This is a genomic window from Eggerthella guodeyinii (assembly GCF_009834925.2).
Classification (GTDB): domain Bacteria; phylum Actinomycetota; class Coriobacteriia; order Coriobacteriales; family Eggerthellaceae; genus Eggerthella; species Eggerthella guodeyinii.
Genome location: NZ_CP063310.1, coordinates 474,692 through 496,546 on the forward strand (window position 1 = coordinate 474,692; position 21,855 = coordinate 496,546).

The 21,855-nt window shown below is 67.8% G+C and carries 15 protein-coding genes; 13 read left to right on the forward strand and 2 right to left on the reverse strand.

All coding sequences use genetic code 11. The features are described 5' to 3' along the window. Nucleotides 1-187 precede the first annotated feature (187 nt). From GS424_RS01955 to GS424_RS01965, 3 genes are all read left to right on the forward strand, one after another. A complete protein-coding gene (locus tag GS424_RS01955) occupies nucleotides 188-3,772 on the forward strand; it encodes an ABC transporter ATP-binding protein (RefSeq protein WP_160941993.1) in 3,585 nt (1,194 codons plus the stop codon). A 172-nt stretch (nucleotides 3,773-3,944) separates the two neighbouring features. Next, nucleotides 3,945-5,609 (forward strand): MDR family MFS transporter, encoded by a 1,665-nt coding sequence (locus GS424_RS01960; RefSeq protein ID WP_160941992.1) that lies wholly within the window; start codon nucleotides 3,945-3,947, stop codon nucleotides 5,607-5,609. A 140-nt stretch (nucleotides 5,610-5,749) separates the two neighbouring features. Beyond that, nucleotides 5,750-6,985, forward strand: a complete 1,236-nt coding sequence (locus GS424_RS01965) for a sensor domain-containing diguanylate cyclase (RefSeq protein WP_244977715.1) — start codon at nucleotides 5,750-5,752, stop codon at nucleotides 6,983-6,985. 9 nt (nucleotides 6,986-6,994) lie between these two features. Here GS424_RS01965 and GS424_RS01970 read toward each other — a convergent pair whose 3' ends face one another. Continuing rightward, a complete protein-coding gene (locus GS424_RS01970; protein ID WP_160941990.1) occupies nucleotides 6,995-8,431 on the reverse strand; it encodes a response regulator transcription factor in 1,437 nt (478 codons plus the stop codon). A gap of 217 nt (nucleotides 8,432-8,648) precedes the next feature. Between GS424_RS01970 and GS424_RS01975 the strand changes: the two genes are divergently transcribed. From GS424_RS01975 to GS424_RS01990, 4 genes are all read left to right on the forward strand, one after another. Continuing rightward, on the forward strand, nucleotides 8,649-10,319 hold the full coding sequence (locus GS424_RS01975; protein ID WP_114518370.1) for an FAD-dependent oxidoreductase: 1,671 nt from the start codon (nucleotides 8,649-8,651) through the stop codon (nucleotides 10,317-10,319). A 521-nt stretch (nucleotides 10,320-10,840) separates the two neighbouring features. Further along, nucleotides 10,841-11,275 carry a 50S ribosomal protein L13 gene (rplM, locus tag GS424_RS01980; protein ID WP_015759926.1) on the forward strand — a complete coding sequence of 145 codons (435 nt, stop codon included), beginning with the start codon at nucleotides 10,841-10,843 and terminating at the stop codon, nucleotides 11,273-11,275. A gap of 3 nt (nucleotides 11,276-11,278) precedes the next feature. Continuing rightward, nucleotides 11,279-11,671 carry a 30S ribosomal protein S9 gene (gene rpsI, locus GS424_RS01985; protein ID WP_015759927.1) on the forward strand — a complete coding sequence of 131 codons (393 nt, stop codon included), beginning with the start codon at nucleotides 11,279-11,281 and terminating at the stop codon, nucleotides 11,669-11,671. A 99-nt stretch (nucleotides 11,672-11,770) separates the two neighbouring features. Then, nucleotides 11,771-12,340, forward strand: coding sequence for a GNAT family N-acetyltransferase (locus GS424_RS01990; protein WP_160941989.1), 570 nt, complete (start codon nucleotides 11,771-11,773; stop codon nucleotides 12,338-12,340). Nucleotides 12,341-12,364: 24 nt separating this feature from the next. Here the strand turns inward: GS424_RS01990 and GS424_RS01995 are convergent, their stop codons facing one another. Next, nucleotides 12,365-13,774 carry a response regulator transcription factor gene (locus tag GS424_RS01995; protein WP_160941988.1) on the reverse strand — a complete coding sequence of 470 codons (1,410 nt, stop codon included), beginning with the start codon at nucleotides 13,772-13,774 and terminating at the stop codon, nucleotides 12,365-12,367. A 249-nt stretch (nucleotides 13,775-14,023) separates the two neighbouring features. On the opposite strand from GS424_RS01995, the gene GS424_RS02000 reads away from it, so the two are divergent. The 6 genes from GS424_RS02000 (at nucleotide 14,024) to GS424_RS02025 (ending at nucleotide 21,773) form a co-directional block, all read left to right on the forward strand. Next, nucleotides 14,024-15,697 carry an FAD-dependent oxidoreductase gene (locus tag GS424_RS02000; protein WP_160941987.1) on the forward strand — a complete coding sequence of 558 codons (1,674 nt, stop codon included), beginning with the start codon at nucleotides 14,024-14,026 and terminating at the stop codon, nucleotides 15,695-15,697. A 102-nt stretch (nucleotides 15,698-15,799) separates the two neighbouring features. Then, nucleotides 15,800-16,618, forward strand: coding sequence for a hypothetical protein (locus tag GS424_RS02005; RefSeq protein ID WP_160941986.1), 819 nt, complete (start codon nucleotides 15,800-15,802; stop codon nucleotides 16,616-16,618). A 24-nt stretch (nucleotides 16,619-16,642) separates the two neighbouring features. Next, nucleotides 16,643-17,254: a cytochrome c3 family protein gene (locus tag GS424_RS02010; RefSeq protein WP_160941985.1), complete on the forward strand. Its 612-nt coding sequence runs from the start codon at nucleotides 16,643-16,645 to the stop codon at nucleotides 17,252-17,254. A 448-nt stretch (nucleotides 17,255-17,702) separates the two neighbouring features. Next, the gene (locus GS424_RS02015; protein WP_160941984.1) at nucleotides 17,703-19,160 is read left to right on the forward strand and encodes a helix-turn-helix transcriptional regulator; all 1,458 of its coding nucleotides are present in this window, start codon (nucleotides 17,703-17,705) and stop codon (nucleotides 19,158-19,160) included. Between the two features lie 259 nt (nucleotides 19,161-19,419). Then, nucleotides 19,420-21,405, forward strand: coding sequence for an FAD-dependent oxidoreductase (locus tag GS424_RS02020; protein ID WP_160941983.1), 1,986 nt, complete (start codon nucleotides 19,420-19,422; stop codon nucleotides 21,403-21,405). A gap of 14 nt (nucleotides 21,406-21,419) precedes the next feature. Then, nucleotides 21,420-21,773 (forward strand): 4Fe-4S dicluster domain-containing protein, encoded by a 354-nt coding sequence (locus GS424_RS02025; RefSeq protein WP_160941982.1) that lies wholly within the window; start codon nucleotides 21,420-21,422, stop codon nucleotides 21,771-21,773. Nucleotides 21,774-21,855: the final 82 nt, after the last annotated feature.

The window sequence follows — 21,855 nt, forward strand, 5'->3', positions numbered from 1 at the left end:
TGTCAAGGAAAAGATGGGCGATCATCCTCGAATCGCGGTGTCTCCGTTGCCGGTGACGAACGCTTCGGTACGACGATCGGACGGCGGTTGAGTTGCATCGGACGCGCGAAGTTGCAGCGGGCAAACTTCTGTTTCGCGTGTTCTATCCTTGCAGCCGAACGATATCTCACAGGTGCAAGGAGTTTGCATGAACAGTCCGATCAGATTGATATTGAAGTGGGCGGGACCCGACCGGAAGTACTTGATCGCGGCCGTCGTGTTCGCGTTCGTTTCGGGGCTTATGACCATGGTGCCGTACTACGGCGTGTACGAGATCATGAAGGCGGCCTACGAAGGGACCTGCACGTGGGAGGTCGTCACGTCGAACGCGCTCGTCGTGGCGGTGGGCGTGTGCATCCAGTACGCGTGCTTCGGATGCGCGGGCGCGCTGTCGCACAAGGGCGCGTACAACACGCTGTTCCGCGTGCGGTGCCGCGTCGTGGACCATCTGGCGCACGCGCCGCTCGGGCAGCTCGACGAGCGGTCGACCGGCTCCATCAAAACCGTCCTGTCGGACGACATCGAGAAGCTCGAGCTGTTCCTGGCCCACAACATCACCGAGGCGATCATGTACCTGACCGGCCCCGTCGCGGCGTTCATCTTCCTGTGCTCGGTGAACGTGCCGCTGGCGCTGGCGACGCTCGTGCCGTTCGCGGCGGCGTTCGTCGTGATGGGCGTCATCTTCAAGCGCATGGCCGGCGTGATGCCGCGCGCGAGCGCGGCGCTGTCGCGGATGAACGCGGTGATGGTGGAGTACGTGCGCGGCATGCGCGTCATCAAGGCGCTGAACATGGGCTCGAAGTCGTTTCGCCGCTTCCAGTCCGCCGTGGACGAGGAGCACGCCGTGTGGTGCGACATCGCGCGGAAAACGGGCCCGGGCTTCGCGGCGTTCGTCATCATCATCGAGTGCGGCATGCTCGTGATGGTGCCGCTCGGCGGCTTCCTGTTCTCCACGGGGGCCATCTCGGGCAGCACGTTTCTGCTGTTCGCGTTCGTCGGGTCGCTCTACCTGACCGAAATTCGCCTGCTTCAGGAAATCGGCAGCAAGTTCGCCCAGGTGAAAAGCGGGGCGATCAAGGCGCAAGAGCTGCTGGACCTGCCCGCCTTCGCCGGCGGCGCGCCGTTTCCCGCCAAGAGCGACGTGCGGCTCGAGAACGTGCGCTTCAGCTACGACGGCACGCGCGAGGTGCTGCACGGCGTGAACCTCGCCGTGCAGCAGGGCGAGCGCCTGGCCGTGGTGGGGCCCAGCGGCGCGGGGAAGACCACCATCGTCGAGCTCATGTCCCGCTTCTACGACGCGACCGAGGGCGCGGTGCGCATCGGCGGCGTGGACGTGCGCGACCTCGATTACGACGACCTGCTGGCACACGTGGCCGTGGTGTTCCAGAAGACGTTCCTCACGAGCGGCAGCATCCTCGAGAACATCCGGATGGGCAAGCGCGCCACGCTGGACGAGGTGCGCGAAGCGGCGCGCCAGGCGCGCATCGACGACTTCATCATGGGGCTCCCCCGCGGCTACGACACCGAGATCGGCACGCTGGGCGAGCGCCTGTCGGGCGGGCAGCGCCAGCGCATCGCCATCGCCCGCGCCATCCTCAAGGACGCGCCCGTGCTCATCCTCGACGAGGCCACCAGCGCGGCCGACCCCGAGAACCAGGTGCAGATCGACGAGGCCATCGCCAACCTCTGCGCGGGCCGCACGGTGGTCATCGTGGCGCATCGCCTGGGCGTGGTGCGCACCTGCGACCGCGTGGCCGTGGTGGAGGACGGCGGCATCTCGGCCGTGGGGACGCACGACGAGGTGCTTGCCGCGTGCCCGTACTACCGCAAGGCATGGGCGGACTACGAGCGGGCGCGCCGCATCACGTTCGGGTTCGGCGCCGCGGCGGCGGAAGCGGAGCCGCGTCAGCGCGCCGCAAGCGATCCCGTCCGCCGTGCCGCCGCGCAGCCGCAGGGCGCATCGTCGGCGTCCGCGCAAGCGCCCTCGAGCCCGACCCTGGCCCCGGGCCCGGCCCTGGCCTCCGCCTCCGCCTCGACCTCGGTGTTCGCGAAGAACCGCGACTTCTCCGTCTCGGTGGCGTGCACCGTCATCGAGGGACTGCTGTCGGGCTGCAACTTCGGCCTCATCTTCCTGGTGATGCAGCAGGTGTTCAGCGGCGCGGCCGACTTCGGCACCCTGCTGGGATTCACCGGCGCCCTCGCGCTCGTGTTCGTGCTGCGGCTCCTCATCTACGGCTACGGCTACGTGCGCGGGCAGATCGGCGGGGCGCAGGTCAGCCGCAACTTGCGCCAGTACCTGGGCGACAAGATCAAGCGCATCCCCCTCGCGCGGTTCACCGAGCGGTCGAGCGGCGACTACCTCAACGCGCTCACCGCGAACGTGAACGATTACGAGCAGATCCTCACCCACCGCACCGGATCCGTCGTCAAAGACATCACGCTGGCCGTGATGCTCACCGGCTTCGTCAGCTGGCTCTACCTGCCGGCGGGCGCGGTCGTGGCGCTCTCGTTCGCGCTCATCGTGCCCGCGATGGCGCTGTCGTGGCACCAGGTGCGACGCTACGGCACCCGCAAAAGCGACATCTGCGCCGCGAACACGAGCCGCACCGTCGAGCACGTGACCGGCATGCAGACGCTGCGCGCCTACGGCATCGGCGGCGTGAAGAACGAGGCCATCGTGGACAGCATGCGGGAGTACTCGGACGTCAGCTTCTGGTACGAGGCGGCCCTCATCCCCCTCGGCGCGGTCATGTCCATCATCGTGGGGCTGTGCCAGCCGCTGCTGTTCCTCATGTGCGGCGCGGCGTACCTCGACGGGGCGCTGGGCGCGGTTCCGTACCTGCTGATCATCATGCTGCCGCTGTTCATGAACAAGGTGTGGAACAGCATCTTCGTGAACCTGACGGCCTACAAGAACCTCATGATCGCGAAGCGCCGCATCCAGGCGGTGGTGGACGAGCCGGAGGAGGCGGGCAGCTTCGACGCGCTGCCGGCGACGGGATCGCGCATCGAGCTGGCCGACGTCGGGTTCGCCTACTGCAAGGGCGAGCCGGTGTTCGAGGGGCTGCGCCTGACGTGCGAAGACGGCAAGCTGACCGCGCTCGTGGGCGACTCGGGGTGCGGGAAGTCCACGGCGCTCAACCTCATCGCCCAGTACTACCGGCCCGCGCGCGGCACGGTGCGCATCGGCGGCGCGGACACCGCGGCCTATGCGCCGGAAAGCGTGCTGGCGGGCGTGTCCATCGTCGATCAGAACGTGTTCCTGTTCGACGATTCGGTGATGGACAACATCCGCTACGCCCGGCCCGACGCCACCGACGACGAGGTGCGGGAGGCGTGCCGTCTCGCGAACGCCGACGGGTTCGTGCGCGCCCTGCCCGAAGGCTACGCCTCGCGCATCGGGGAGAACGGCGGCCGGCTGTCGGGCGGCGAGCGCCAGCGCCTGTCCATCGCGCGCGCCATCCTGCGCGACGCGCCCATCGTGCTGCTGGACGAGGCGACGGCCTCGCTCGACATCGAGAACGAGCTGGCCGTGAAGGAGGCCATCGCCAACCTGCTGGCGAAGCGCAAGACCGTGGTGATGGTGGCGCACACGCTGGCCATCGTGCGCGGGGCCGATTCGATCGCGGTTGTCGGCGACGGCCGCGTGCTCGAGCAGGGCACGCACGACGAGCTGGTGGCCGCGGGCGGCAAGTACGCCCGCATGTGGGCGGCCGATCGCGAGCTGGCGTGATGCCGCCCGCTTCCCGCCCCGCGGGAGCCGCGCTGAACGGAACCGCTCACCTGCGGTAACGAGCGGGCAACAGCCCTTGACGCGCGTTCCTCCCCTCTGCAAAGCTTGCCCGACTGGATGGGCGCTCCGGCGCCGTGGACGAGGGCGCAGGCGAGCGCGGACGGAGCAGGCGATGGCGAACGACGGGCAGGCGGAGGAGGGGAGCGTCCCCGGCGGCGGCCGGCAACCCGCCGCGGGCGGCGGCTGTCCGACGGCCCTCCCGGCTTCCGATCCGCCGCTGTCGCGGCGCTCGGTTGCCGCCGTGTTCGCGGGGCTTCTGGTGGCGATGACCGTGGGAACCCTGAACCAGACCATCGTGGCCACCGTCCTGCCCACCATCGTGGGCGAGCTGGGCGGCGTGAACCGCATGCTGTGGGTGACCACGTCCTACGTGCTGGCCGCCACTGTCACCATGCCGCTGTACGGCAAGATGGGCGACCTCATCGGCCGCAAAGGGCTGTTCATCGGCGCGCTGGCCCTGTTCGTGGCAGGCTCGGCCGCGTGCGCGCTGGCCCCGTCGATGGAAGGGCTCGTGATCGGCCGCGCCGTGCAGGGCTTGGGCGGCGGCGGGCTCATGGTGCTCTCGCAGGCCATCGTGGCCGACGTGGTGCCGCCGCGCCGCCGCGCGCTCTACCTCAGCATCATGGGCGTGGCCTACGCCGTGCCCATGCTGGCCGGGCCGCTGCTGGGCGGATTCTTCGCCGACGCGGTGGGCTGGCGCTGGGCGTTCTGGTTCGACGTGCCGCTCGCGCTGATCGCCATCGTCATCGCCGCCGTCTTCCTGCCGAAACCGCGCCGCACTGCGGAGAGGGCGCCGTTCGACGTCGGCGGCGCCGTGACGCTCGTGGCCGCCGTGACCGCGCTCACGCTGGCAACCTTGTGGGGCGGAAACGAGCACGCGTGGACCTCGCCGACCATCATCGGCCTGCTGGTTGCCACCGCGGTTGCGAGCGCGCTGTTCGTGCTGGCGGAGCGCCGCGCACAGGAACCGCTCATGGCGTTGTCGCTGTTCAAGAACAGGAACTTCGACATCTCCATCGTCGCAAGCTCCATCACGATGTTCGTCATGATCGGCGTGCTCACGTACCTGCCCACGTACTTCCAGATCGTCGACGACCTGAACGCCACCGCCGCCGGCTACCTGGTGGCGCCTATGAACGCGGCCTGGTTCGCCGCCTCGCTGCTGTCGGGCTACCTCGTGAACAAGCTGGGCACGTACAAGAAGCTCATGGTGGTCAGCTTCGCCGTGCTCGTGGCGGGCATGGTCGGGTTCATTGCCGTGGACCAGGACCCGTCGGCGGTCGTCGTCGGCGGCCTGCTGGCCGTCATGGGCTTCGGCGTGGGCCTGAACTTCGAGATCCTCGTGCTGGTGGTACAGAACGAGTTCCCGGCCTCCGCCGTGGGCATGGCCACGGCGGCGACGGGCTTCTTCCGCAAGGTGGGGTCGGTGCTGGGAACCTCCGTCGTGGGCGCGCTGTTCACGAGCGGCCTTGCGCGCGCCCTGGCCGAGCGCCTCGCGCCGGTCGGCGGCGTCGGGGCGCTCGGCACGGACGCGAACTCGCTCACGCCGGCCATCGTACACGCGCTGCCCCCGGACGTGCGCCATGCGGTGGGTGCCGCCTACAGCGACGCGCTCGCGCCCGTGCTCTGGCTCGCGTTGCCGCTGGCCGTGGCGGGCCTCGTGCTCATGCTGTTCCTGCGCGAGACGCGGCTGGCCACCACCGTGGACGGATCGGGGCATGGGGCCGACGAGGGCGCGGACGACCCCCGGCGGCGGCAGGGCGCGCGACGCCGCTAGCCCGCGCGGCCGGCGCGGGCGTCAACCTACGCTCACAGGTCAAGGTTGTGGTTGCTCCTGTGGCTTGGGGGGGGGGGTATACTACTTTTATGAGCGAACTGTTTTTTGATACGATCGACGAATCCGAAATCCCCGCAGGGATGGCCCGCGTGCGATACGAGGCGGGCGCGGTCGAGCCGCTGTACGCCAACGACGAGTTCTTCAGCCTGCTGGGCTACCAGCGTCGATCCCCCGACGATTTCTACCCCCTCGACGTGCGGAACTCGCACGGTTGGCGCGCGTTCTGCGGCCAGCTGCGCGCGCATATCGAGGCGGGCGAGACGGACTTCGAGATCGAGGTGAACCAGGAGACGGCAACCGGCACGTTGCTGTGGACGATGGCGCGGTGTCGTCACGATGCGCGGCGCGGCACGGTCACCTGCCTCGTGCTGGATGCCAGCTCGTGGATGGACACCTCCGAGCGCCTGCGCATGAGCGAGGACGCGTTTCGCATCGCCGCGCAGATGAGCGGCAAGAACATCGCCACGTTCGATCTGGCCGACCGCGCGCTCACCATGCAGGGCGCGGTGGAGGGCTACCTGACGGCGCCCGCGCGCATGGTGAACGTGCCCGACAGCGCCATCGCCGCCGGCATGATCGCGCCCGAGCACGTTGAGCTGTACCGGTCGCTGTACCGCGATATGGAGGAGGGCGTGCCGCGCGGGGGCGTCATGCTGCGCATGCGGGACTTCGACACGCGGCGGTTCCGCTGGTACCAGGTCGATTACTCGCTCGTGTTCGACGGCGAGAACCGCCCGGTGTACGCCGTCGTCGCGTTCGGCGACACCACCGAGCGGCACGAGCGCGAGCTGGTGCAAAAGGCGCGGGCCGAGCGCGACGCGCTTACGGGCGTGCTGAACCGCGCGACGTTCGAGGACGGTTGCACGCGCATCATCGAGCGGTCCGAAGTCCATCACGGGCACGCGCTCATCATGGCCGACCTCGACCGCTTCAAGACGACGAACGACCGCTACGGCCACGTGGCGGGCGACCGCGTGATCGTGGAGTCGGTGGCGGGCGTGGTCAGCGCGGTGCGCGACGACGACCTCGTGGGACGCGTGGGCGGCGACGAGTTCATGGTGTGCCTGCGGGGCATCTCGTCGCACCTCATGGTGGAGGCCGTCGCGCAACGCATGTGCGCGGCGGTGCGCGAGGCCGCCGAGGCCTCCGACGACGACCACGGGCCGGTGTCCATCAGCCTGGGCATCGCCCTGTATCCGCAGGACGGCGTCACGTACGAAGAGCTGTACCGCAAGGCCGACAAGGCCCTGTACTGCGCCAAGCGCGCGGGCGGCGGCACCTACGCGTTCTACCGCGACGAGCCGGCGGCGTCCTAGCGCCCGCCGCTACTCCCAGCCCGGCTTCCCCACGCCGCCCTGCTCGATGGTGTCGAGCAGCCCTTGGCGGTCGAACACGCCCACCTTGCGGTAGATGTTGCTCACGTGGTGCTTCGCGGTGCCCTGCGCGATGGACAGCTCGTCGCAGATATAGCGCACGGTGCGCCCGCGGGCCAGCAGCACGAGCACCTCGGCCTCGCGGTTCGTCAGGCGGCACATCCGCGCGATGGCGGCGCACTTCTGCTCGAGGCTGGCGTCGGCGGTTTCCTCGCGCGAGGTGGCGTAGAGCTTCTGCACGTCGGTTTGCGTGAAGAACAGCATGCCCACCAGCACGAGCGCCAGCACGCCCACGAGGAACACCTCGGAGCGCAGCGCCTCCGACCACAGCGCCGCGTTCAGCAGCTGGTCCGCGGCGAACGACCCGATGAGCGTGCCGGTGCGGGCGCAGAGGATGACCAGGCCGAACGACAGCGCCACGGGTATGCGCCCGCGAAACGCCACGTCGGTGGACACCAACATCATGAACATGTCGAGGCAGTACACGCCCATGATGACCAGCCCCGCGCCCAGGAAGCGGTATGGCGCGGGCAGCAGCAGAAGCAGGATGAGCCCCGCCACCATCGCGGGGATGACCGGGCGGTACAGCGCGATGGGCTCGGCGGCCGAGGGCGCCACCACCATCGACAGCGTGATGGCGGCCAGCGCGCAGCCCGCCAGCAGCAGCGCCTTCGCGGTGAACGCGGCATCGCCCTCGGCGAACGTGTTCACCATGCCCTGCGAGGCCCCGTACACGATGCTGATCACGAGGATGCAGGCGAAAATGCGCCCCACGGGGATGGTGCGCACGTCGAGCGGCAGCACCGAGGGCTCGCGGCGCGGCTCGCGCTTGCAGGCCACCAGCACCGCGGCCGACACGATGGGCAGCGCCGCCGTGAACGCCACGGCCGCCGCCTCGGGCAGCGCGTACGCGACGAAGAACAGCACGAACGCGAACGTGTACGACGCGTACAGGTGCCGCCCGACGCGCCCGGTGGCCAGCGCGCTCCACAGCTCGCCCCACATGATGAGCAGCAGCGCGTTGCCCAGCGACAGCGACACGGTGCCGGCAAGGAACCAGGCGAACCCCGCGGCTCCTGAGCCCAGCGTCAGCGCGATGGGCAGCGTCACGGTGCCCGCGGCGGTCAGGCCGCCCGCAGCGAGGAAGCTTGCGCGATGCGTGAGGAACGGCGAAAGGCGCCGCGCGAGCGCCACCACCACGAGGTAGCCCACGGTGGTCAGCACGAGCACCCACAGCGTGGTGTTGCCCGCGAACGGGAAGCGGTCGGTGGTGGGCAGCAGCACGTCGGTGCACATGCTGATCATCCACCAGGCTTGCCAGAATCCCAAACCCAGCAAGCGCCAGCCGGAGAAGCCAACGTGGTCGTCATCCTGCGGTTTCGTGCGCATCGCTCCCCATTCCCATCCCTCGTCGCGTCGCTTCAAACCTAGCAAAACAGGCGGGGGAGCGCAAGCGGGAACCCTGGTTGAGGCATGGGCCGCAACGGCCCATGTTGCGGGTTTCGGCGAAAATGGGCCGCTTCGCCAGATGCCCGCGCGCGGCCGTTCGACCAGGATGGGGCTATGCGGAACAAGGGATTCCGCTCATCGAGGGAAGGGGTTTCCAATGACCGACATCATGAAGAACGGGCTGTCCCGCCGTGCGTTCCTGGGCCTGGGCGCCACCGCGGCCGTCGCCGCCGGCGCGGGCCTGGCCGGCTGCTCGCCCGCGGCGAGCGCAGGCGACGCGAAGGCCGGCGGCGACGCGGCCGGAAGCGCGGCGGCCGGCGGCGAGACACAGTACGCGTGGGAAGTGGTTCCCGATCCCATCACCGACGTCACGTCGACGGTGGACACCGACATCCTCGTCATCGGCGCCGGTTTGGCCGGCTGCGCGTGCGCCGCGGCGGCGGCCGAGAAGGGCGGCAAGGTGACCGTCGTCGAGAAGACGTCCAGCTGGAACGGCCGCGGCGGCGGCTTCGGCGCCATCAACTCGCACTACATGGACGAGCTGGGCATCGAGGTGGACAAGGTGAACGCCAAGCAGCACTGGATCGCCCAGTGCGCGAGCCGCGCGAACGAGGACCTCATCGTGAAGTTCTTCAACAGCTCCGAAGAGGCGTCCAACTGGCTGCTGGCCAAGGCCGAGGCCGTGGGCGGCTCCGCGATGGTGGGCGCGTTCTACAGCCACGACGACGTGTACGCCGAGCAGCCGGGTTACCACATGCTCATGATCCCCGAGGAGGCCGGCCTCACCTCGACGGGCTTCGCCGGCGCCGAGCTGTGCTACAACGATGCCGTGAAGGACGGCGCGGAATTCGTGTTCGATTCGCCGGCCGTGCAGCTGGTGAAGGACGGCTCGAAGGTGACCGGCTGCATCTGCGAGGGCAAGGACGGCTACGTGCAGTACAACGCCAGCAAGGGCGTGGTGCTGTGCACGGGCGACATCGGCGGCGACCTCGAGATGTGCAAGGCGTACGCCCCCATCTGCGCCGAGTACGGCCAGCCGCGCAGCCAGTACACGCCCGTGGGCGTGAACACGGGCGACGGCCACAAGATGGGCATGTGGGTTGGCGCGCAGCTGCAGGACCTGCCGCTGCCCACGATGATGCACCCGCAGGCGTTCTGCTGGTTCCACGGCCCGTTCCTGTTCGTGAACGACAACGGCGAGCGCTTCATGTGCGAGGACACCTGGGTGCAGGGCAAGTCGCTGGCCATCAACCGCCAGCCGAACGGCGAGGCGTGGTCCATCTTCGACGCCAACTGGAAGACCGACCTCGTGAACGGCCTGCCCTACGGCGGCGGCATGTTCTGGGACTCGTTCCGCCCCTACGGCAGCGACCTGGAGCTGGCGCCCCAGTACTTCGAGACGCAGATTCCCGAGTACATCAAGGCCGGCAACGCCTATCAGGCCGACACGCTCGATGAGCTGGCGAAGCAGATCGGCTGCGACGCCGCCACGTTCAAGGCCACGGTGGAGCGCTACAACGGCATGTGCGAGGCGGGCGAGGACACCGATTACTACAAGAAGCCCGTGTTCCTGACGCCGGTGAAAGAGGGGCCGTTCTACGCGCTCAAGGTGGGCCCCGCGCTGCTCGCCGTGCCCGGCGGCTTGCGCACGAACAACGACTTCCAGTGCCTCGACGCCGAGGGCGCGCCCATCGAGGGCCTGTACGCGCTCGGCAACGTGATGGGCGACATCTGCGCCGTGGACTATCCCATCAACGTGGCCGGCAACAGTCACGGCCGCTGCATCACCTACGGCTACCTGTTGGGCCACGAGCTGGCCGGCGCGTAAGCGCCCGGCGCCGCGCGGGCCGCGAGACGCCCCCGCGCGCCGTGGCCCCGCGTGCGTTTTGCGTCTGCGGCGCGCTCAGCCTGCAACCCTCTCCGAGCCCTGCGCCACCTCCCTCCCGGCGCAGGGCTTTTTCGCGCCCGCCCGCCCCAGCGTCCCACCCCAAATGTTTCACGTGAAACATTCGTTCACTGGTGGGGCTTGGGAGGCTTGGGGACTTCGGACTCTTTGTGCAGATCGCGCGCAACGTGGAGGATTTCCGTTGACTTCTGGCGAAACACCCGTATACAATGCAAAGGTTCGCTTTCGAAAGCCCCGTGCATGCAGTGAGAAGCGGAAGCGCGAGCGAGGGAGTCCAGACCCAAGATCGTGCGTCGGCGTAGGAACCCGGCATCCGATCGACCTGCACTTTTGAAACCGATCATTCGCCGCATCGCGGTCGGCCCGTTATCGTTCGAGCCGCCAACAGGCGACGGAGACCCGCCCCGCACGGCGGGGTAGGACAGGATTTTTGGAGGAAGATAGTGAAGACGTATTACGCGAAGCCCAACGAAGTTGAGCGCGAATGGGTCTTGATCGACGCTGAGAACCAGGTTCTCGGTCGCGTCGCTGCCAAGGCCGCTCAGATTCTCAAGGGCAAGCACAAGCCGCAGTACACGCCGCACGTCGACACCGGCGACTTCGTGGTCATCATCAACGCGGACAAGATCCGCGTGACGGGCACGAAGGCCCAGTCGAAGAGCTACTACCGCCACAGCGGTTTCCCCGGCGGGCTGAAGTCCGAGACCTTCGAAGAGGCCATGGCCAAGCATCCTGAGCGCGTCATCGAGCATGCCGTGAAGGGCATGCTGCCGAAGAACACGCTCGGTCGCGCCATGGGCAAGAAGCTCAAGGTGTACACCGGTGCGGAGCATCCGCACATGGCTCAGCAGCCTCGCGAGATCAAGATGGAGGGTTAACCCATGGCAGGTGAAGCTTTGTACTACGGCACCGGCCGCCGCAAGAACGCCGTCGCTCGCGTGCGCCTCGTTCCCGGCACCGGCAAGGTTACGATCAACGGCCGCGACGCCCTTGCGTACTTCGGTCGCCAGGCGCTCGTGAACTACGCCTTGACCCCGTTCAAGGTGACGGACACGACGGATCACTTCGACGTCATCGCCACGCTCAACGGCGGCGGCATCTCGGGTCAGGCCGGCGCGCTGCGTCACGGCATCTCCCGTGCGCTGCTGGCTGCTGGCGACTACCGCGGCGAGCTCAAGAAGGCCGGCTACCTCACGCGCGACTCCCGTATGGTGGAGCGCAAGAAGTACGGTCTGAAGAAGGCCCGCAAGCGCCCGCAGTTCTCGAAGCGCTAGGATCGCGTTCGCGAACAGCACGTTTTCTGCAGAGCCCGCTTCCTTTGGAGGCGGGCTCTTTTTGCATAAGGAGCACGGACCCTACGAAGGGAGCTACGCATGGCGACGAAGGCGACGTTGACGATCAGGCAGGCGCGGGTCGACGAGTTCGACCAGGTGATGGACTTCTATACGAAGATGATCGACGAGATGCGCGACACCGACTTCGACGTGTGCTGGGAGCACGGCGTGCACCCGTCGCCGGCGTTCCTGCGCGCCTCGGTGGAGGCGGGCGAGGCGTACGTGGGCCTCGTGGATGCGGGCGCGGACGGCGCGGGCGAGGGCCGCGCGCCGCGCATCGCGTCGGCCATGGTGCTGAACGGCGAAGGCGATGCCGGCTACGAGCGCGCGCCCTGGCGCGTGACGGCCGAACCCGATGAGGTGCTGGTGGTGCACGTGCTGGGCACGCTGCCGGCCTACCACGGCCGCGGGTTCGCGCGCGCCATGGTGGAGGCCTGCATCGACGTCGCGCGCGCAGCCGGCAAGAAGGCCGTGCGCCTCGACACGTTCACCACCAACGTGCGCGCTCAGAACCTCTACGAATCGTGCGGCTTCGTGAACTGCGGCATCTACGAGGGGTTCTACGACTTCCTCGGCCTCTCCGCCGTCATGTACGAACACGCCCTGTAGACGAATCGCGGTGGAGGCCCCTCGTCATTCGATGCCCACCAGGTCGATGAGTTCCTGCTTGCTGTGCACCTCCAGCTTGCGGTAGAGCTGCTTGGAATGCCAGCGCACGGTGTCTTCCGACAGGTACAGCGTCTCGGCGATGTAGCGCTTCGTGCGGCCGCGGCACAGCAGGCGCATCACCTCCGTCTCGCGCTCGGATAGCTGGTAGCGCGCGGCGACGGCGGCGAAGCGCTCGTCGAGCGAGCAATCGTGCAGCGCGGCCTCGGCGGCCGGCGGGGTGCGGCGGATCACCGCCGTGATGCGCGAGAAGCTGTTGAGCAGCAGCAACAGCACGCACGTCATGACGAAGTAGAACGTGGTGATGGGCATCGAGGCGATGAACGACGACACGTCGGTGACGCTGAACAGCAGCAGCCCCACGGTGAGCGCCAGCTCGTACACGCCGCGCCCGATGCCGAACACCACCAGCGGATGCGCCTCGCAATCGCGCATGGTGCGGTACAGCATGAGGTACAGCAGGATGGTCACGAAGTTGCGCGCCGCCAGCGTCAGCGACGAGATGACCACGGTGGGCGAGTCGCCGAAGAAGATGCCCACGGTCACGCAGAACGCGCACGCCAGCAGCGCGCCGCGCAGGATGCGCTCCTTGCGCTCGTCGCTGCGCGGGATGGTGATCCACGCCAGCAGCAGCACCGGCAGCAGGATGCGGAACAGGTGGCCCACGTACAGCGACGTCGAGTCGTTCGACCACTCCGAGATGCCGTTGCGCAGCACCCCGAACACGAGACCGTAGATGACGATCTCCACGAAGAAGCCCATCGTGCCGGAAAAGGGCGGCTTCTCGGAGGCCGGGGCGGTCACGTCGTACGATTTCCGCAGCGCGAGCGGGCCCGGGTCCACGCGCTCGCAGCGGTTCGCCAGGAACAGCGAGCAGAACGGCAGCACGCACAGCACGGCCAGCATCGCCAGCGGCGAGAGCTGCGACAGCGGCACGAGCGCGAAGCGGATGCACGACGACAGCGAGAACGCCATGAGCGTGTAGCTGACGGCCAGCTCCGTGCGGAACCGGCAGTACAGGCAGAACCAGCGCCCCAGGATCCACGCGGTGCCCGCGCCGCTGAGCAGGCCGCCCGCCACGATGGACGCGACGTTGGCGGAGCCCGGCACGAACAGCGCGAGCGGCACGAGCCCCATGGCGCACGTGGCCAGCAGCGATGCCGTGCACACGACGCGCGCGCTCGCCGCTGTCGGCTGTGGGCGCAGCGACACCGCGAGCGCCAACGCCACCAGCGTGCAGCCGAACCCCAGATGATGGAAGAAATAGAACTGCTCGCCCACGAGCAGCGGCGCGTACACCCAGGCGAAGATGAGGCTGAGCCCCAGCAGCGGCAGCGCCGCCGCCGACCCGAAAACCTGCGCGCGAATATTCGTCATATCGTCGGACCCCCTCCTGCGATACCGGCTTCCCCTGCCGCACCGCCATCATACCCAACGCATCCCCGTCGCACGGCCTGATTCGGGGGTGAAATCCAGAACCACACCTTTCGGGTAGAGCTCCCACCCAGTTCATGGAGTGATTTTGCCGATCGTCCCTGCAAGAATCGAAAGCGTTCCGAGGGCGACGGAGGCGAGGAGACGCCCCGCCTCGGATCACAAGGAAGGGTACGAGATAGGAGCGATACCATGAAAACCGATCTTTCCCGCAGGAGCTTTCTCAAAGGTGCCGGCCTCGCGATGGCCGGAGCGGCCGGCGTGGCCACCGTGGGGCTCGCGGGGTGCTCGAGCGCCTCGGCAAGCGAAGAGTGGATGCCGTCGTCGTGGACCGACGAAGCCGATCTCATCATCGTGGGCTACGGCGGATGCGGCTCCACCGCCGCCATCGCCGCGGCCGACGCGGGCGTGAGCGCCATCGTGCTGGAGAAGTCGGCCGAGCGCGACGGCGGATCGACGGGGTGCTCGGGCGGCCACATCCACACGTGCGCCGAGGTTGACGTCGACGAGTGGTGGAAGACGTTCAACCACGGCGCGTTCGGCACCGTGCGCAACGACGACGACATGAAGGAATTCCTGCAGAAGTCCCAGCAGCTGCCCGCGTGGTGCGAGCAGTACGGCATCAACATCGACTGGGTCGACGAGAGCAACGACGGCCACAAGCGCCCGAAGGAGTACCAGGGCGGCTACGTGTCCGGCCGCGACGGCATCGTGGGCATGTACCTGTTCGAGGAGCTCGACGAGGTGGCCGAGGGCTACGGCGTGGACGTGCGCCTCAGCAACCGCGCCACGCGTCTCATCCAGAACCCGCACACGAAGGAGGTCTGCGGCGTGGTGGCGCAGGGCCCCGACGGCGAAGAGCTCACGTACAAGGCGAACAAGGCCGTGCTGCTGTGCTGCGGCGGCTACGAGAACAACCCGTGGATCCAGTACAACTACAACAACCCCGGCGTGCGCGTGTACGGTTGGGGCACGCCGAACAACGAGGGCGACGGCTTCGCGCTGGCGCAGAGCGTGGGCGCCGACCTGTGGCACATGCACGGCCTCGAGTGGGCGGCGCTGTGCTTCAAGCAGCCCTCCGAGGAGGCGAACTGCTCCATCTCCACCGACGCCACGGACGGCATCAAGCCGTACAACTACCTCATCGTGGACTACAACGGCAAGCGCTTCATGAAGGAGGATCGCACCGGCGCCCACGACATGGAGCACATCACGGGCCTCGACTTCGACGCCAAGGCGTGCGACTACCGCCATCTGCCGTTCTTCCTGGTGTTCGACCAGGCGTTCTTCGAGGAGAAGCCGCTGTGGGAAGGCTCCGGCCGCGCCGGGATCATCAACACGTATGCCGGCGTGTACAACTACCACCATCCCGAGGAGCCGTGGTTCGAGTTCGGCACGAACGACGACGCCGTGAGCAAGGGCTGGATCTTCAAGGGCGACACGCTGGAGGAGCTGGCGGCCAACATCAAGGCCGAGCGTCCCTGCCGTTCAGCCGACGAGGCCATCAACGGCATCGACGCGGAAGCGCTCAAGGCCACGGTGGCGCAGTACAACGAGTACGCGGCGGCGGGCGAAGACCCCGAGTTCGCGCGCGATGCCAAGCACATGCTCCCGCTGGGCGACGGTCCCTACTACGCCATCGAGCTGGGCTTCTCCAGCATCAACACGCAGGGCGGCCCCGTGCGCAACCAGAACTGCCAGACGATGTCGCCGGCCTACGAGCCCATCCCGCGCCTGTACAACTGCGGCGAGTTCGGCTCCTTCAACGGCTTCGTGTACTGCCTGGGCAACATCTTCGAAGCGCTGTCGTCGGGCATGATCGCCGCGCAGCACGCCATGACGCTTGAGCCGTGGGACGCAAAGTAGCCCGCTGATCTCGCATTACCCGAACTCCCTTGCCGGCGGCTCCCGCTCCCTCCCTCCCCGGGAGCCCGCTGGCAAGGCGAGCGATTTTGAAAGGATGCTCCGATGACTTTGACGAAGCTCTCACTGTTCCAGAAAACGTGCGCGCTGCTGTGCGCCGCGCTGCTGGCGGTTGCCCTCGCGGGCTGCGCGAGCGACCAGGGCGCCGGATCCACCGATGCCGCGGACGCGCCGGGGGCCGCCGCGCAGGATCAGGCGGCCAGCGAGGCCGACAAGCCCGCGAAAACCGAGAAGCAGGACAAGGACGCCGAGGCGCTCGAGCAGGGTATGACCTGCAAGTACATATCCTCGTACTTCAAGACCTTCGGCGAGGCGCTCGAGCAGGCCAACCAAAACGGCGGCGGCACGGTCACGCTGCTGGCCGACGCGCCGCTGTCGGCCGACGGCACCGTGCCCAAGGTGGGCTTCCGCACCACCATCACGGTGAAGAGCGACGGCGACGCCCCGTTCTCCATCGTGCGCGGCGACGCGGACGCGGGCCCCATGCTCCAGATCACCGACGGGTTCGTGACGCTCAAGAACGTCGTGCTCGACGGCGCGAGCGCGGCGGCTCTCGAAAGCCCCCTGGTGCTCGTGTCCGACCTGGGCCGCCTGACGCTCGACGAAGGCGCGGTGCTGACCGGCGGCAACGCGGCCAACGGCGCCAGCGCCGTGTATGTGGTGGGCTCCGACGCGTACCTCACACTGGAGGCGGGCAGCGAGATATCGCAGTGCACCGCTTCGGGCGACGCGGCGGCCATCGTCAGCGAAGGCGGCGTGGTGGCGAACAACGGCGCCACGTTCTCCGGCAATGCGGGCGGCAGCAACCCGAACTACCTCGAAACCGCGCCCGGCACGTTCGAGGGCGCCGAGATCGCGGCCTAGCGACAACGGAAGAAGGAAGGACCCATGAAGAAACGAGTATGCACGGTCGCGGCGCTGGCGATGACCATCAGCCTCGTGGCGGGCGCGAGCGCGCTCGGCATGGCGGGCTGCGCGCCGCAGGAGTCTGCGGGCGATGCGGCGAAAGCCAACGCCAGCGAGCAGGCGGGCCTGTCGTTCACCTGGACGGCCGACGCCGAGTGCGCCACGTGCCACACGGCGGAGGGCGACTCGCTGACGAACGCCGCCTGCGAGATATCCGCGAGTCACGGCGACCTGGCCTGCGCATCCTGCCACACCGACACGTCGGGCTTGGAAAGCGCGCACGCCGAGGTGGACATGAACGACTACCAGGTGCCGAAGAAGCTCAAGAAAACCGACGTGTCGAAGGAGGCGTGCCTGTCGTGCCACGACCAGGCCGAGGTTGCTGCGGCAACCGCCGACCTCACGGTGCTCACCGACGATAACGGCCTGACGGTCAACCCGCACGAGCTTCCCGGCAACAGCGAGCACGACAAGCTCGTCTGCGCCAAGTGCCACACCATGCACGAGGAGGCCACGCCGGACGAGAACGCCGCCGACGCCTGCGCAAGCTGCCATCACGCCGGCGTCTACGAATGCCACACCTGCCACAGCTAAACCCATCCAACATTCCGCAGCGCGCGAACCCGTTCACGCGCTGCGGTTGCGTCAGCCGTGCGTCAAAGAGAAGAAGGGGCATCGTCGCGTCTGGGTCCCTGAGTTATGCACCCCATTGGCAGGCCGAATCGCGTTCGCGCAAGTGCTTCATGATTGGGAGTATGGCGTATCCCCAGGTCGCAAGTTGATCGCATAGCGTGAGAGGCGTGCAGGAGGGTGCATAACTCAGGGACCCGGCGTTTTTGGAGGGTTTTTGATGCCACGAGGGTGCATAACTCGGGAACCCTGTTCGTGCCAAAGGTGTTCGCGCCAAAGGGACGGGGGGGGGGTTGGCACGCATTCTTGGCACGCCCCCCCTGGGCACGCTGTTGGCGTCAATGCGCCATCGAGGCCATTCGGACGTTTCACCTCATGAGGTACGCAAGTGGCGGTGGTATACTGCAAAGCTATGGAAGGGAACAAGGGGAAACATACGCTCGGCAAGGCCGACGTCGTGCCTTTGGCGGGCATGGCGCTGCTGTGGTTCTCGGTGCACGTGTCCCCGTACTACCCGTTCTCCCTGTCGCCCCAGTTCGACGGTGCCAACGTGGGCGCCGTCTCGGCCCAGCACATGGTGTACTCCATCATGCTCGTGCTGTTCCTGGCGATCGCCATCGCCCTGCGCGGGCGCATGGGGAAGCTGGACGCCCATCTGCCCGTCATCCGCGCCATCGCGGGCGCCGCGGGCCTGGCGGGAAGCGTCATGCTGTTCTGCTCGCCGCTGTTCGGCACCTTCTCCGAAGCTGCGAGCGGTGTGGCTATCTCGCTGGTGGCGCTGTACGTGGCCGTGTTCTCGATCAGCTGGTTCGCGTTCGCCAGCGCGCAGGGCATCGAGCGCTCCGTGATGTACATCTGCCTGTCGTATTGCCTGTTCAGCCTGATGTGGAGCCTGTTGCTGATCGTCGGGAACGGCGCCCTCGCCCTGTTCTCGTGCGCGTGCCCCGCGCTGTCGGCGATCTGCTTCGCCTTCGGCCCCCGCCGCGCCTACCGCGAGCCCGCATCCCACAGCTTCGCCTCGCTCAAGGTGCTGCCGTGGGGCGTCCTCGCGCTGTGCGCGGTGTTCATCTACTTCGGCGTGGTGGCGGTGCGGGCGTTCACCACCATGGGGACGGGCGTGTCGAGCGCCGGGAGCCTCGGCCTCATGCCGCAGCTGGTGACGGCGCTCGCCGGCCTTGCGGTGACGGGCTTTCTGGCCGGGCTGTTCGCGCGCAAGGGCATGACGTTCTCGAACGTGGTGACGGCCATCGCGGTTCTCACGCTGGTGTACATGGGCGCGCTGCTGATGGTGACGCTGGGCGATCCCGCGGGCGACGGGGTGCTGGTGTGCAAGCGCATCCTCGTGGCCGCCGAGCACGGCGTGGAGGTGCTGCTGGCGGCCACGCTGGCGTACGAGGGGGCGCGGCGCAGGTTGTCGGCGCCGCTGGTGTTCGGGCTGTTCGGCGTGTTCGTGCTGGCGGTGCCGCAGTTCATCGCGCTCGACGTGATGTACCGCAGCGGCGTGCTGGGCCTGCTGGCCGAGCTGCCGCTCGTGACGCCGGTCGCGGCCACGGGCGCGTTCGCCGCGGCGGCGGTGGGCATCGGCGTGCTCGTGTCGTTCTCGCGGCGCATGGCCACGCAGGCCGAGGCCCAGGGCGACAGCTGGCAGGAGAACCTGTGTCGCGAGGCTACGGGCGCGTTCGACGTCACGCAGCGCGAGCTGGACGTGGTGGTGTACACGTATCGCGGCTACTCGGCGAAGAAGATCGCCGAGGCGCTCATCGTGTCCGAGTCGACGGTGAAGGCGCACCTGTCGCACGTGTACCGCAAGCTGGGCATCCATTCCAAGCAGGAGCTCATCGCACTGATCGACGGGTACCGCGTCCAATGACGGCGCGACGATCGATGGTCGCCCGCAGGTCCAAACGTCCGACAACTCGCTTCCCATCAGGCCTTTGTACGTTTCGTACAACTCTTCTTTCCCTTTTTCAACCTCGTTTATACGTTTCGTAGGATGCGCGCAGGCCGCGTTCTGCGGGATGCTCGCGGTGCCGAGGCGCATGCGGCGCGGCCGGATCCGATGGCGCGCCCGCGCTTTCCTCGGCGGCAAACACGCCCCCGAGCGGGGTTTGGGAGGAAGCGAGAGGTCTATGAGCGAGAAGAGGATGGGGATCACCCCCGAAGGCATGTCGCGCCGCGCGTTCCTGCGCACCGGAGGCCTGGCCGCGGGCAGCCTGGGCATGATGGCGGCCCTCGGAGGCTGCGCGCCGCAGACGGCAGCCACCGCCAGCGGCAGCGAGGCGAACGCCGCGACCGGCGAGCCGCGCACCACGGTCGAGTTGCCCGTGCCGGAAGCGGCCGCGCCCGACACCACGACGTACGAGTGCGACGTGCTGGTCATCGGCGGCGGGTTCGCGGGGCTCAACGCGGCGATGGCGGCGAAGGAAGCGGGCGCCAACGTGGTGCTCGTCGACAAGGGCTGCCCGGGCTATTCGGGCCTGTCGCCCTGGCCGAGCTCGCATCGGTGGTTCGACCCCGACATGGGCGACGATGCCGACGCGTTCAAGAAAAGCATCATGATCGGCTCGGAATACGTGAGCAACCAAGATTGGTACCAGATGTGGATCGACCATTCCAAGGAGGCGTACGAGCGCCTGGCGGGATGGGGCCTCATGGATCGGTTCGACCGCTGCGTCGACACCGAGTATTGGGACGACCTGGACTTCCAGGGCTACCACGAGGCGTTCGCCGACAAGGATCGCCATGCGCGTTGGCTGCCGCTGCTCGAGCAGAACGGCATCGAGGTGGTCAGCTACACGATGGTGGTCGACGTGGCGCGCGACGGCGACCGGGTGACGGGTGCCGTGGGCTTCCACGTGCCCAGCGGCGCCGTGATGACCTTCCACGCGAAGTCCGTCGTCATGGCGATGGGCGGCGGGTGCTATAAACCCACCGGCTACCCGGTGGGCGGCGACACGTTCGATGGCGAGTACATCGCCTACAACCTGGGCCTTCCCATCGTGGGCAAGGAGTACGACGACTTCCACGTGACCGCGTCGTACGCGTCGGGCGACTCCTTCGTCACCAACTCGTGGGACTGGCTCGAGAACATCTGGCTGTGTGGCGGCGACATCACGGCCGATACGGCGGTCAGCTACGCGCAGACGAAAGAGAAGACCATGGTCATGGGTCGCGTGACCAACACCATCAACGGCCTTGCCGCCAACGACGGCACCAACATCGAAGACCAAGCGGCGGCCGACATCGGGCGACGCGGCGGCAGCCTGAGCGGCAAGGACGACGATATCCGCATCGGGAAGATGATGAGCCCCAAGCCGAAGGGCGACTGCTACGGCGCCGCGGTGGGCATGTGCTCCCATTTCTCGTCGGGCGTGTGGTGCGGCTTCGACGACCTCGAAGGCGCCACGGGCATCCCGGGCCTGTGGGTGGCCGGCGACGGCATCAACGGCTGCGCGGTCACGGGTTCCGCATACCCGGTGGGCGTGGGCTTCACCTCGAACTTCACGTCCATCCAGGGCGACATCGCAGGAAAGGCCGCCGCGGCGTACGCCGCCGGCGCCGCCGAGGCAAAGGTGCCGCAGGAGACGATCGACGCCGTGACGGCGGAGGTGGAGGCGCCGCTGGCCATGGAGAAGGGCTTCAGCCCCGACTGGGCCCGCGACCAGCTGCACGCCATCATGGCGCCGTGGTGGGTGCTCATCTCGAAATCCGAGGAATCGCTGAACGCTGCGCTCGTGCAGGTGCAGCAGATGCGCGACAAGGTGATCCCCAAGCTGCAGGCCACGAACCCGCATCAGCAGCGTTTGTGCCTGGAGATGAAGCACAAGGTGCTGTCCGCCGAGATGAAGCTGCGCGCCAGCTTGGAGCGCAAGGAGAGCCGCGGCACGAACTACCGCTCCGACTATCCCTACCGCGACGACGAGTCGTACCTGTGTTACATCGCCATCACGAAGGGCGACGACGGCTCGATGGCGCTGGACAAGATTCCCGTGAAAGACGAGTGGACCGGCGACCGTTCCGAGGACTACGCCACGCGCTACGGCGTGAGGTTCCCCGGCGAGGCCAAGGCGAAGGGCTTGCCCGAAGAAGAGTCGTCCGGCAGCTGGAAGAAATAAGGAGGGGGTTTGAGATGAGCGTCATTCGCTACGATTTGAACAACTGCATCGGGTGCAAGAACTGCGTCACCGTGTGCCCGATGGACGTGTTCCGCTTCGACGAGAACGAGATGAAGTCGGTGATCGCGTATCCCGAGAACTGTCAAAGCTGCGGCCAGTGCTTCGTCGGCTGCAAGGGGCGTTCGCTGGAGATATCGTTCGTCCAGGCGTCGTACGCCCTGGCCGCCGCCCGCGCCGCGGCATTCGACGCCGCCACGCCGGCGGCGGTGAAGGAGGCGACGCTGGCCCAGCCCGAGAAGTCGGCGGAGGAGGCGGCTGCCGCCGCGGCCGAAGGCTCCGGCTCGGGAAGCTGGAGCGGCTCGAAGTAGATCGCTTGTTCGGAGGCTCCCGCCGGCGTGCTGCCGGCGGGAGCCTCGGGGAGGGAGGACCCGCGGATGCGGGTGCGAGGTG

Excerpts from the sequence above, each read along its gene's own strand:
- GS424_RS01955 (WP_160941993.1), top strand. The coding sequence starts at position 188 with ATGAACAGTCCGATCAGATTGATATTGAAGTGGGCGGGACCCGACCGG.
- GS424_RS01995 (WP_160941988.1), bottom strand. The coding sequence starts at position 13,774 with ATGACGAATATTCGCGCGCAGGTTTTCGGGTCGGCGGCGGCGCTGCCG.
- GS424_RS01975 (WP_114518370.1), top strand. The coding sequence starts at position 8,649 with ATGACCGACATCATGAAGAACGGGCTGTCCCGCCGTGCGTTCCTGGGC.
- GS424_RS01965 (WP_244977715.1), top strand. The coding sequence starts at position 5,750 with ATGGCCCGCGTGCGATACGAGGCGGGCGCGGTCGAGCCGCTGTACGCC.
- GS424_RS02020 (WP_160941983.1), top strand. The coding sequence starts at position 19,420 with ATGAGCGAGAAGAGGATGGGGATCACCCCCGAAGGCATGTCGCGCCGC.
- GS424_RS01970 (WP_160941990.1), bottom strand. The coding sequence starts at position 8,431 with ATGCGCACGAAACCGCAGGATGACGACCACGTTGGCTTCTCCGGCTGG.
- GS424_RS01960 (WP_160941992.1), top strand. The coding sequence starts at position 3,945 with ATGGCGAACGACGGGCAGGCGGAGGAGGGGAGCGTCCCCGGCGGCGGC.
- GS424_RS02025 (WP_160941982.1), top strand. The coding sequence starts at position 21,420 with ATGAGCGTCATTCGCTACGATTTGAACAACTGCATCGGGTGCAAGAAC.
- GS424_RS02005 (WP_160941986.1), top strand. The coding sequence starts at position 15,800 with ATGACTTTGACGAAGCTCTCACTGTTCCAGAAAACGTGCGCGCTGCTG.
- GS424_RS02015 (WP_160941984.1), top strand. The coding sequence starts at position 17,703 with ATGGAAGGGAACAAGGGGAAACATACGCTCGGCAAGGCCGACGTCGTG.
- GS424_RS02010 (WP_160941985.1), top strand. The coding sequence starts at position 16,643 with ATGAAGAAACGAGTATGCACGGTCGCGGCGCTGGCGATGACCATCAGC.
- rpsI (WP_015759927.1), top strand. The coding sequence starts at position 11,279 with ATGGCAGGTGAAGCTTTGTACTACGGCACCGGCCGCCGCAAGAACGCC.
- GS424_RS01990 (WP_160941989.1), top strand. The coding sequence starts at position 11,771 with ATGGCGACGAAGGCGACGTTGACGATCAGGCAGGCGCGGGTCGACGAG.
- GS424_RS02000 (WP_160941987.1), top strand. The coding sequence starts at position 14,024 with ATGAAAACCGATCTTTCCCGCAGGAGCTTTCTCAAAGGTGCCGGCCTC.